This is a genomic window from Lacisediminihabitans profunda (assembly GCF_008040105.1).
GTDB lineage: Bacteria > Actinomycetota > Actinomycetes > Actinomycetales > Microbacteriaceae > Lacisediminihabitans > Lacisediminihabitans profunda.
Window position 1 is genome coordinate 137,209 of sequence record NZ_VRMG01000009.1, and the last position, 10,808, is coordinate 148,016.

Genomic DNA, 10,808 nt, shown 5'->3' on the forward strand with positions numbered 1-10,808 from the left:
GGCCGTATCGAATCTTCACCAACGGCACACCACAGACTGGAATTCAATGGCTGACGTAACACCCCCGGACGGCGCCGAACCGCAGATCGCCGGCAAGGAGATCGACCTCACCCACGACAAGGTGACCCAGGTAGACCTGCAGCTCGAGATGCAGCGCTCGTACCTCGACTACGCGATGAGCGTCATCGTCGGTCGCGCGCTTCCCGAGGTGCGGGACGGCCTCAAGCCGGTCCACCGCCGGGTGATCTACGCGATGTACGACGGCGGCTACCGTCCGGACAAGGGATTCTCCAAGTGCACCCGCGTCATCGGCGACGTCATGGGCCAGTTCCACCCGCACGGTGACTCCTCGGTCTACGACGCGCTCGTGCGCCTCGTGCAGCCCTGGAGCCTGCGCTACCCGCTCGCTCTCGGCCAGGGCAACTTCGGTTCGCCCGGCAACGACGGAGCGGCGGCCCACCGGTACACCGAGACCAAGATGGCTCCCCTCGCGATGGAGATGGTCCGCGATATCGAAGAGGAGACCGTCGACTTCCAGGACAACTACGACGGCCGCACCCAGGAACCCTTCGTGCTCCCGAGCCGGTTCCCCAATCTTCTGGTCAACGGGTCAGTGGGCATCGCGGTCGGCATGGCCACCAACATCCCGCCGCACAACCTTCGCGAGGTCGGCGAGGCTGCGCTCTGGCACCTCGCTCACCCCGACGCGAGCAAGGAAGAACTGATCGAGGCGCTCATCCAGCGCATCAAGGGACCGGACTTCCCCACCGGAGCTCAGATCCTCGGGGTCAAGGGCATCCAGGACGCCTATCGAACCGGCCGTGGATCGATCACGATGCGCGCCGTCGTGAACGTGGAGGAACTGCAGGGTCGCACCTGCCTCGTCGTCACCGAGCTGCCGTACCAGGTGAACCCCGACAACCTCGCTCTCAAGATCGCCGAACTCGTGAAGGAAGGCAAGATCTCGGGGATCGCGGACATCCGAGATGAGACCTCCGGACGCACCGGCCAGCGCCTCGTCGTCGTGCTCAAACGGGACGCCGTGGCCAAGGTCGTCCTCAACAACCTCTACAAGCACACCTCGCTGCAGGAGAACTTCGGCGCGAACATGCTGGCCATCGTCGACGGCATCCCGCGCACCCTCGCCATCGATGGCTTCATCACGGCGTGGGCGGCTCACCAGATCGAGGTCATCGTGCGCCGCACGGTGTTCCGCCTGCGCAAGGCGGAGGAGCGCGCGCACATCCTGCGCGGCTATCTCAAGGCCCTCGACGCCCTCGACGAGGTGATCGCGCTGATCCGTCGATCGGCGACCGCCGAAGACGCGCGGGACGGGCTGATGGCCCTGCTCGACGTGGACGAACTGCAGGCCAACGCGATCCTCAGCATGCAGCTGCGCCGTCTCGCCGCCCTTGAGCGCCAGAAGATCATGGACGACGCCGACGAGCTCGAGCGCCAGATCGCGGAGTACAACGCGATCCTCGCCGACCCGCAGCGCCAGCGCGACATCGTCACCGAGGAGCTCACCGAGCTCATCGCCAAGTACGGCGACGACCGCCGCACCGAGATCATGTTCGGCTTCGACGGTGACATGAACGTGGAGGACCTGATCCCCGAGGAGGAGATGGTCGTCACCGTCACCCGCGGCGGATACATCAAACGCACCCGCAGCGACAACTACCGCACCCAGCACCGGGGCGGCAAGGGAGTCAAGGGAGCGCAGCTGCGGGCGGATGACGTCGTCGAACACTTCTTCGTCACCACCACCCACCACTGGCTGTTGTTCTTCACCAACAAGGGGCGCGTCTACCGCGCCAAGGCCTACGAGGTTCAGGAGGGCGGTCGCGACACGAAGGGCCAGCACGTGGCCAACCTGCTCGCGCTGCAGCCGGACGAGGAGATCGCCCAGATCCTGGACATCCGCGACTACGAGGTTGCCAAGTACCTGGCCCTCGCCACCCGCGGCGGACTCGTGAAGAAGACCCTCCTCTCCGAGTACGACACGAATCGCACCGGCGGCATCATCGCGATCAACCTGCGCGACGAGGACGAACTGGTCTCGGCGATGCTCGTGGAGGAGGACTCGGACCTCCTGCTCGTCTCGCGCAAGGGGATGTCGATTCGGTTCACGGCATCCGATGAGGCACTGCGTCCGATGGGGCGCGCCACCTCCGGAGTGATCGGCATGCACTTCCGTGACGACGACACCCTTCTCGATGCGTCCGTGGTGAGCGACGACGGTTACGTCTTCGTGGTGACCGAGGGCGGCTTCGCCAAGCGCACGGCCGCCGACCAGTACCGGGTGCAGGGTCGCGGCGGACTGGGCATCAAGGTGGCCAAGCTCCAGGAGGCCCGAGGCGACCTCGCCGGGGCGCTCATCGTGGAGGAGGAGGACGAGGTTCTGGTGGTTCTTGCCAGTGGCAAGGTGGTACGCTCGTCTGTCGCCGAGGTGCCGGCCAAGGGTCGTGACACCATGGGAGTGGTGTTCGCACGTTTCGCGGACGACGACAGGATCATCGCAGTCGCGAAAAACAGTGAACGTAATCTGGAAGTCGACGAGACGGAACCCTCTGATGAGGATCCGGCCGGAGACGTCCAGACCGGAAAGGACGAAACAGTAGATGAGTAGCGTCGCCGAAAAACTCCAGAAAAAGTCGCAGCGCGCCTCAGCGACCAAGCAGGTTCGCCTCAAGCTCGTGTACATCGACTTCTGGTCGGCGGTGAAGCTCTCCTTCCTGGTGGCGGTTTCGCTGGGGATCGTGCTCGTCGTGGCGAACATGCTCATCTGGGTGGTGCTCAACACCACCGGCGTGTTCGGCAAGATCGACTCGCTGCTGACCGACATCCTGAACCAGCCGTTCAGCGTGGCCCAGACGTTCTCACTGCCCCAGGTGGCTGTGTTCTCGCTCATCGTCGCGATTCTCAACACGGTGGTCGGCACCGCGCTCGGTGCGATCACCGCCGTGTTGTACAACTTCACGGTGCGCATCACCGGGGGTCTGCTCGTCGGTTTCACGAACAACTGATTCGGGATGATCGGGTCCGAATGGACTCGATTTACCGAATCTCGGCAGGTGCGATACTCTCGTATCTGCCCACGGGGATATAGCTCAGGCGGTTAGAGCGCTTCGCTGATAACGAAGAGGTCCCAGGTTCAAGTCCTGGTATCCCCACGTGTGGCCCACGGGGACGTAGCTCAATTGGCAGAGCACCGCCTTTGCAAGGCGGGGGTTAGGGGTTCGATTCCCCTCGTCTCCACATCAGCCCCGGATCGCGGCGCGGCTCGCGTGCTCGCTCGAGTCCGGCTACCTGCGGCTCCGCGATCGTCCTCATCGCCTCGCGCACGTCGGGCGACTGCTCGTCCGCCACGAGATCCTCCGGTCTGGCCGCCAATGTGTCGAGAATCACTAGGCACCAAATCGGCTGTGCCACACTCGTAGGACCAACAACGTCGTTGCTGCGCGGGAGACCGCTCGCCACACTCGAAGGGCCCTCGTCATGACGGGCAGTGCAGCCACCCTGCGTTTTCTGGGCGCAACGCAGACGGTCACCGGATCCCGATATCTCGTGACGGTGGGCGGCGCGAATGTTCTCGTGGATTGCGGGATGTTCCAGGGATACAAACAGCTGCGGGATCGCAACAGGCTTCCGTTCCCCGTCGATCCCTCCTCCATCGACGCGGTGGTGCTCACCCACGCCCATCTCGACCACTCCGGCTATCTTCCCGCGCTCGTTCGCGACGGGTTCGCCGGCCCGATCTACGCGACCTCAGGCACGGCGGAACTCTGCGCGCTCGTGCTCGTCGACAGCGGCCACCTTCTCGAGGAGGAGGCCCGGTATGCGCAGAGGCGCGGGTCGTCCAAGCATCACCCTCCGCGGCCGATCTACACGGTGAAGGATGCCGAGCGGGCGCTCGAGTCCTTCCGCGTCACGCCGTTCGATCAGGAATTCGAGATCGCCGACCGGCTGAGCGCGACCTTCGTGCCGGCCGGCCACATCCTGGGCGCGGCCCAGGTGATGCTCGACGCGGGCGGCACCCGGGTGCACTTCACGGGCGACCTGGGGCGCAAGGATGATCCGCTCATGCGCGAACCCCGCGCCCTCGGTGCCGTCGACGTGCTCGTCACCGAGTCCACCTACGGTGATCGCGACCATCCGGAGGTCGACCCGGCGGCCCAGCTCGGCGAGATTGTGACCCGGGTGGCGAGCCGGGGCGGCGTCGTGCTCATCCCGTCGTTCGCGGTGGGACGGGCGGAGAGCCTGCTGCTTCACCTCTCCCGGCTGCACGCCACGGGGGCGATCCCCGACATCCCGATCTATCTCAACAGCCCGATGGCGGTCGACGCCTCGGTGATCTATCAACGGCACGAGGAGGAACACCGCGTGTCTCCGGCCGAGTTCGACGCGATGTACTCGATCGCGAGACTGGTGCGTACGGTCGACGACTCTAAGCTGCTCAACCTGCGTGGTGGGCCGATGGTCATCATCTCGGCGAGCGGGATGCTCACTGGCGGGCGGATCCTGCACCACATAGCGGCCTACGGCTCAGATCCCAACAATGCCATCGTGCTGAGTGGATTCCAGGCCGGCGGCACCCGTGGTGCTGCGCTCGCCCGCGGCGAAACCACGCTGCGGATCTTCGGCCAGGACGTTCCGATTCTCGCCGAGGTAGTGCAGGTCGAGAGCCTGTCGGCTCACGCCGACCGCGGCGAACTCATCGACTGGATGCGCACCGCACCGCATGCGCCGTCGATGACCTACATCACCCACGGCGAGCCGGATGCGGCGGACGAACTGCGCGCGCGCATCAAGCGCACCCTCGGCTGGCCGGCCAGGGTGCCGGAATACCTGGAGACCGTGAGTCTCGCAGAGCCCCGCTGACGCGCCTAGGTCGTCGCGGGCGTGGGAGGCGTGGGAAGCGGCTCGTCCGTGTCGTCGGTGACCCAGAGTTCATCGTCGGCACGAAGCGTCTGCCACGCGGCGTAGGCAACCCCGGCGAGGGCGACAAGTCCGACCCCGATCAGGATGTACCGGCCGGGCCCCGTGTGTCTGGCCGGAGCGACTACCGTCTTCGAGGTGAACTGGGTGCCCACCTTTCCCGCGCGGCTCAGCGCCTCGCGCACGCGCGGGTCTTTCGCCACCTCGAGGACCGCGATGGCGGAGGCGAGGGCCGACGAGACGGAGGGAAGCACGTCGCGGGCGAACTTGTCCTTCGCGGTGTCTGCCACGGAACGGCCGGCGGCGACGCCGGAGGCGAGCACGGGCTTCACGCTGTGGTCGATCGCATCCTTGACCCGCGGAGCGACTTCCTCGCGTCCCACCTGGGCGGCCTGGCGACTCGCCTCCCGGACAACCCTCGACGCGTGCTCGAGAACGTCCTTCTGGTCGTCCCACAGGTCGGATGCCGCATCCCGCAAACGCTTGAGTTCTTTTTCGCGCTTTCGTGACAGTGCCATAAGAAACCTCCAGTTGTAGGGCGGAGAATTGATCCATCCTCCCATGCCGAGCCCGGGCAACAAACCCCGTTGACTGAGTGAAGCCTGAGCACTAGGGGATGCTGTGAAAGAATGGTGGCATGTCATCGCATACCCACGTAGCCACCCTCCACACCTCGCTCGGCGACATCAAGGTCAACCTCTTCGGCAACCACGCGCCGAAGACGGTCGCCAACTTCGTCGGCCTCTCCACGGGAGAGATCGAGTGGACCCACCCGGGCACCGGTAAGGTCTCGCACGACAAGCTCTACGACGGCGTGGTGTTCCACCGCATCATCGACGACTTCATGATCCAGGGCGGCGACCCGCTCGGCCAGGGCACCGGCGGACCGGGTTACAACTTCGACGACGAGATCCACCCCGAACTGACCTTCACCAAGCCCTACCTCCTCGCCATGGCCAACGCCGGCAGCCGTAACGGCAAGGGCACGAACGGTTCGCAGTTCTTCATCACCACCGTTCCCACCACCTGGCTTCAGGGCAAGCACACCATCTTCGGCGAGGTGGCCGACGAGGCCTCCCGCGACGTCGTGAAGAAGATCGAGGCCGTGGAGAAGGATTCCCGCGACAAGCCCAAGGAAGACGTCGTCATCAACACCGTGACGATCGAGGAGCTCTAGCCTTCGTGACCACCCCGTGAGCGCGGTGCCGCCGAGCTCGGACAATTACTGCTACCGGCATCCCGACCGCCAGAGCTTCGTGCTGTGCCAGCGCTGCGGGCGCACCATCTGCCCCGAGTGCCAGACAGTCGCGGCGGTGGGGGTGCACTGCCCGGAGTGTGTGAAGGAGGCCAGGCAGTCCGCTCCCCGCACGCGTCCGGCGATAGTGACATCGATGCGCCGCGCCGGCAGAAGCGATTCTCCGGTCGTCACGTACGCGATCATCGCCCTCTGCGTGAGCGTCTTCGTCGCCGAGCTCTTCCTTGGCGGCACGAGTGGCGCCGTGTTCCAGTCGCTCGTGGCCTACGGTCCCCTCACCAACGCCGAGCCGTGGCGACTGCTCACCTCGATCTTCGTGCACCTGTCGATCCTGCATCTGCTGTTCAACATGTACTCGTTGTTCATCTTCGGACCGATCCTGGAACGGCTGCTCGGACGAGGGCGCTACGCGGCCCTGTTCTTCCTCAGCGGGCTGGGTGGCTCGGTGGCCGTGCTCCTCATCGCGCCGGCCATTCCCGTCGCCGGCGCGTCCGGGGCGATCTTCGGACTGCTCGGTGCCTTCTTCGTGATCCAGCGGCACCTGGGCGGCAACAATGTGCAGCTGCTGATCGTGATCGCCCTGAACCTCGTGATCGGTTTCGTCGTGCCGAACATCGCCTGGCAGGCGCACGTCGGCGGGCTCATCGTCGGCGCCGCCGTGGCGCTGATCTTCGTGCGCACTCGAGATCGAAAACAGCGGGGCCTGCAGTTCGCGCTGCTCGGCGTGACCCTGCTGGCGCTGATCGGACTCACCGTCTATGGAGCCGCAACCGTCTTCTCCCGGGTCTGATCGCGGAGTTATCCACAGGGTTTTCCACACTGGGGATAATTACACGCGTGTAATTGGTCCGCATTAACGGGGACTCATCTCGCGCGTTCCGGAAGAGGTGTCAAGCCCCCCGGGGCGCGCTCGACGGACGATTCGCCGATGAGGGCGAACGGCGGAGCGAAGAGTCAGCGCCAGCGGGTGGTCATGAGGAATCCCACGAAGAGGATTCCGAAGCCGACCAGGATGTTCCAGTCCTTGAGCGCGGGAACCGGCAGGGTGTTCTGGCTCACGTAGAAGACGATGATCCAGGCGAGGCCCACGAGCATCAGCCCGAACATGATCGGCTTGAACCACACCGGGTTCGGAACGTCATCTCCCCCACGCGTCTCTTGCGGGGCGACGGGCTTGGAGCGGGAGTTCGATCTGGCCATTCGGGAATACTACCGTGAAAGCGCGGGCGGCCCCCGAGAGTCGCCCGCGAAAGGGCTGGAACCTCGCCACCGCCTACAATCGACAGCATGACCGAGGAGCGGAGCCGCCGAAAAACGGGCGCCCGCACCGCGCCCGCCAGGGTCAGCGCGATCGGCGTGATCGGCGTGATCGGCGAGCTATTCATCACCGCCGGGGTGTTGGTCTTCCTCTTCCTGGGCTGGCAACTCTGGCTCAACGACCTCGTCGTCGGGGCCGACCAGAACCGGGTCGGCGTCGCCCTCGCTCGGAACTGGGATGCCGGCACTCCGACCCACGCGCACGTCACGCCCGCGGTTGCGCCGGACTACGGCCCGCCGGCGGTGGCCGAGCCGCCGAAGAACGCGGTGAAGTTCGCGGTGATGTACGTGCCGCGGTTCGGATCGGACTACGCGCGCTCGATCTCCGAGGGGGTGGGGACGACCGACGTGCTCGACAAGAACGGCATCGGGCACTATCCGGGAACCCAGATGCCGGGCGCGGTCGGCAACTTCGCCGTCGCGGCCCACCGCACCACCCACGGCGCCCCGTTCAAGCAGCTCGCGACCCTGACGGTGGGCGACAAGATCTACGTGCAGACCCAGGACGGCTACTACACCTACGACTTTCGCGGCCTCGAGTATGTGCGGCCCACCGCCGTGGACGTTCTCGACCCGGTGCCCCGGGCCCCGGGGGCCACGCCCACCGAGCGGGTGCTCACCATGACGAGCTGCAACCCGATGTTCTCGGCCGCGGAGAGGATAATTGCCTATTCGGTGCTGGAATCCTGGCAACCGACATCCGCAGGACCGCCGCCGGCGATCCTCGCCACCGTGAGCGCGAAGGGATAGGACATGTACGCAGCACTCTGGCGACTCATGCCCGGTCCTCTCTGGCTGCGCGTGGTGCTGATGGTGGCACTGTTCGCCGCGATTCTCGCCGGGCTGGTGCTCGTGGTGTTCCCGTGGCTCAATACCTTTGTCAATGTGAATGATGTGACGGTGAATCAATGACTCGAATCCTGGTCGTGGACAACTACGACAGCTTTGTCTACACGCTGAACGGGTACCTGCTTCAGCTGGGTGCGGAGACCGAGGTGGTGCGCAACGACTCGTTCGCCTCGAGCGAGGCCGCCGAGCGGATCGCCGACTACGACGGCGTGCTGCTCTCCCCCGGTCCGGGCACTCCCGCCGCGGCCGGGGTCTCGGTGCCGATCGTGCTCGCGGCGCTCGAGTCCGGGCTACCCCTCCTCGGGGTGTGCCTCGGCCACCAGGCGATCGCGGAGGCGCTCGGCGCCACGGTCACGCACGCCGACGAACTGATGCACGGCAAGACGTCGAGCATCACCCACGATGAGAGCGAGTTCTACCTCGGGGTGCCTCAGCCCTTCACGGCCACCCGCTACCACTCGCTGGCCGTCGTCGACTCGACGGTGCCGCGCGAGCTGGTCGTGACGTCGAGGACCACCGGCGGCGTCATCATGGGCATGCGGCACGAATCGGCGCCGATCTTCGGCGTGCAGTTCCACCCCGAGTCCGTGCTCACCGAGGGAGGCTACGCGATGATCGCCAACTGGCTCGCCGTGGCCGGCCTTCCCGAGGCACGCGAGGCGGCGAAGGGCCTCACTCCACTGGTGAACCTGAGCTGACCAGGGTCCGAACCTGCCGAACCCCCGGCCGGATCACTTGCTGCAGTAGGTGAGGGTGATCGAGGAGTGCTGCGGCTGGTTGTCGCCCTTGAGCGACTGGGCGGTCACCTTGCCGCCCGCGCAACTGGCATCCGCCACGGTGCTGATGGTCAGCCCGAGCGGTTCGAGCAGAGTGTTCGCTTCCGGGATCGGCCGACCGGTGACATCGGGGATGTTGATCAGGCCATCGGAGATCACGAGATCGATGACGTCGCCCTCGTGCGCGCCGGAGTTCGCCTCCGGCGTGCTGCGGATCACGGTGCCCGCCGCGAGCGTGGCCGAATGCTCGGGGGTCGACTTGCCGTACTGGAGTTTGCGGTCTTTGAGGGCGGCCTTCGCCTGGTCCTCGCTGAGATTGTTCACACTCGGAACGGTCGTGGGGTTCTTGCCGTCCGACACGTAGACCTTCACGGCCTGGTTGCGCGGCACCCGGGAGTCCGCGGCCGGGTCGGTGGAGATGATGTCGCCCTTCGCCACGGTGTCGCTCGGCAGGGTGAGCCGGCTGGGCACGAGCTTGAGGTCGGTGAGCTTCGTCGCGCCGGCGTCGTACTGTTCGCCGACGATGTTGGGGACGCGCACCGAGAGGCCGTCGCCGATCGTCGACGGCGGGAGGTGGATCACCCAGAAGACGACAGCAACGAGGATCACGGCGAGGCTCGCGATGCCCACCCAGATCCAGGCGACGGGCGGGCGGCTCTGCGTGCGCACCGCGCGCTCGTCGGCGCGGGCGTTCAGTTGACGGAGGGCGGCCTCTGACCCGGCGGTGGCGGCCGGGTTGGCGCCGAAGAGAGTCGCGTTGAAGTCGTTGGCGACGCTCTTGCGCGGGGGCACGGCGCCGGCCGCGGCGGTCTCGAGGTCGTCGCGGAATTCCGCGGCGGTCTGGAACCGCTCGAACTTGTCCTTGGCCAGGGCGTGCAGCACGACGGCGTCGAGGGCGGGAGACACCCGGGGGTTGAGGGAACTCGGCGCGACCGCCGGCTCACTGATGTGCTGGTAGGCCACCGCGGCAGCGCGATCGCCCCGGAACGGCGGCCGGCCGGTGAGGAGCTCGAACAGCACCACTCCGGTGGAGTAGAGGTCGGTGCGGGCATCCACGGTCTCTCCGCGCGCCTGCTCCGGGGAGAAGTACTGTGCGGTGCCGAGGACGGCGCTCGTGTCGGCAACCGTCGCCGAACTGTCGGAGACGGCCCGGGCGATGCCGAAGTCCATGACCTTCACCTGGCCATTTTGGGTGACCATGATGTTGCCGGGCTTGATGTCGCGGTGAACGAGCAATGCGCGGTGGCTGTACTCGAGAGCGGTCAGCACGCCGGAGATGATGCGCACGGCCTCCTTCGGCTCCAGCGGGCCGTCGGCGATGATGTCCCTGAGCAGTCGGCCATCCACGTATTCCATGACGATGAACGGAACCTGGCGCTCCAGCCCGTTGGGCTCCTGTACCGTCTCCTCGCCTGCATCGAAGACGCGCACGATGGTGGGATGGGCCATGCGCGCGGCCTTCTGGGCCTCCTCGCGGAAGAGGACCCGGAAACGGGGATCGGTGGCAAGGGCCGGCTTGAGGAGTTTGATCGCCACGCGCCGACCCAGGCGAGTGTCGTTTCCCACGTGAACGTCGGACATGCCGCCGCGGCCGATGAGCGCGCCCACCTCATAACGGCCGACGAGCAGCCGGGTACCTTCGGTCACGAGAGATCTCCTGGGTGGTGCGTACT

At 66.2% G+C, this 10,808-nt stretch carries 11 protein-coding genes and 2 tRNA genes; 10 read left to right on the forward strand and 3 right to left on the reverse strand.

Going from position 1 to position 10,808, the window contains the following annotated elements; all coding sequences use genetic code 11:
* Window positions 1–46 precede the first annotated feature (46 nt).
* From gyrA to FVP33_RS14005, 5 genes are all read left to right on the forward strand, one after another.
* Window positions 47–2,629, forward strand: coding sequence for a DNA gyrase subunit A (gene gyrA / locus FVP33_RS13985; protein WP_147784304.1), 2,583 nt, complete (start codon window positions 47–49; stop codon window positions 2,627–2,629).
* Window positions 2,622–3,026, forward strand: a complete 405-nt coding sequence (locus tag FVP33_RS13990; protein WP_147784305.1) for a DUF3566 domain-containing protein — start codon at window positions 2,622–2,624, stop codon at window positions 3,024–3,026. Before gyrA ends, FVP33_RS13990 begins: the two co-directional genes overlap by 8 nt.
* 73 nt (window positions 3,027–3,099) lie before the next feature.
* Window positions 3,100–3,173, forward strand: a tRNA-Ile gene (locus FVP33_RS13995).
* Window positions 3,174–3,185: 12 nt separating this feature from the next.
* Window positions 3,186–3,258, forward strand: a tRNA-Ala gene (locus FVP33_RS14000).
* 240 nt (window positions 3,259–3,498) lie between these two features.
* A complete protein-coding gene (locus FVP33_RS14005; protein ID WP_147784306.1) occupies window positions 3,499–4,881 on the forward strand; it encodes an MBL fold metallo-hydrolase RNA specificity domain-containing protein in 1,383 nt (460 codons plus the stop codon).
* A gap of 5 nt (window positions 4,882–4,886) precedes the next feature.
* Here the strand turns inward: FVP33_RS14005 and FVP33_RS14010 are convergent, their stop codons facing one another.
* Entirely contained in the window at window positions 4,887–5,456 is a 570-nt protein-coding gene (locus FVP33_RS14010) for a hypothetical protein (protein WP_147784307.1), read from the reverse strand.
* 119 nt (window positions 5,457–5,575) lie between these two features.
* Here FVP33_RS14010 and FVP33_RS14015 point away from each other — a divergent pair, with 119 nt between their 5' ends.
* Both FVP33_RS14015 and FVP33_RS14020 read left to right on the forward strand, forming a co-directional pair.
* Window positions 5,576–6,115, forward strand: a complete 540-nt coding sequence (locus FVP33_RS14015) for a peptidylprolyl isomerase (RefSeq protein ID WP_147784308.1) — start codon at window positions 5,576–5,578, stop codon at window positions 6,113–6,115.
* A 16-nt stretch (window positions 6,116–6,131) separates the two neighbouring features.
* A complete protein-coding gene (locus tag FVP33_RS14020) occupies window positions 6,132–6,983 on the forward strand; it encodes a rhomboid family intramembrane serine protease (protein ID WP_147784309.1) in 852 nt (283 codons plus the stop codon).
* Between the two features lie 164 nt (window positions 6,984–7,147).
* Here the strand turns inward: FVP33_RS14020 and FVP33_RS14025 are convergent, their stop codons facing one another.
* Window positions 7,148–7,393 carry a cell division protein CrgA gene (locus FVP33_RS14025; protein ID WP_147784310.1) on the reverse strand — a complete coding sequence of 82 codons (246 nt, stop codon included), beginning with the start codon at window positions 7,391–7,393 and terminating at the stop codon, window positions 7,148–7,150.
* Between the two features lie 87 nt (window positions 7,394–7,480).
* Here FVP33_RS14025 and FVP33_RS14030 point away from each other — a divergent pair, with 87 nt between their 5' ends.
* From FVP33_RS14030 to FVP33_RS14035, 3 genes are read left to right on the forward strand one after another with little or no spacing between them, the layout of a single operon-like run.
* The gene (locus FVP33_RS14030; RefSeq protein ID WP_147784311.1) at window positions 7,481–8,260 is read left to right on the forward strand and encodes a class E sortase; all 780 of its coding nucleotides are present in this window, start codon (window positions 7,481–7,483) and stop codon (window positions 8,258–8,260) included.
* Window positions 8,261–8,263: 3 nt separating this feature from the next.
* Window positions 8,264–8,422, forward strand: coding sequence for a hypothetical protein (locus FVP33_RS19550; RefSeq protein WP_187270722.1), 159 nt, complete (start codon window positions 8,264–8,266; stop codon window positions 8,420–8,422).
* A complete protein-coding gene (locus FVP33_RS14035; RefSeq protein WP_147784312.1) occupies window positions 8,419–9,057 on the forward strand; it encodes an anthranilate synthase component II in 639 nt (212 codons plus the stop codon). Before FVP33_RS19550 ends, FVP33_RS14035 begins: the two co-directional genes overlap by 4 nt.
* A gap of 33 nt (window positions 9,058–9,090) precedes the next feature.
* Here the strand turns inward: FVP33_RS14035 and pknB are convergent, their stop codons facing one another.
* Entirely contained in the window at window positions 9,091–10,782 is a 1,692-nt protein-coding gene (gene pknB, locus FVP33_RS14040; RefSeq protein WP_147784313.1) for a Stk1 family PASTA domain-containing Ser/Thr kinase, read from the reverse strand.
* Window positions 10,783–10,808 lie beyond the last annotated feature (26 nt).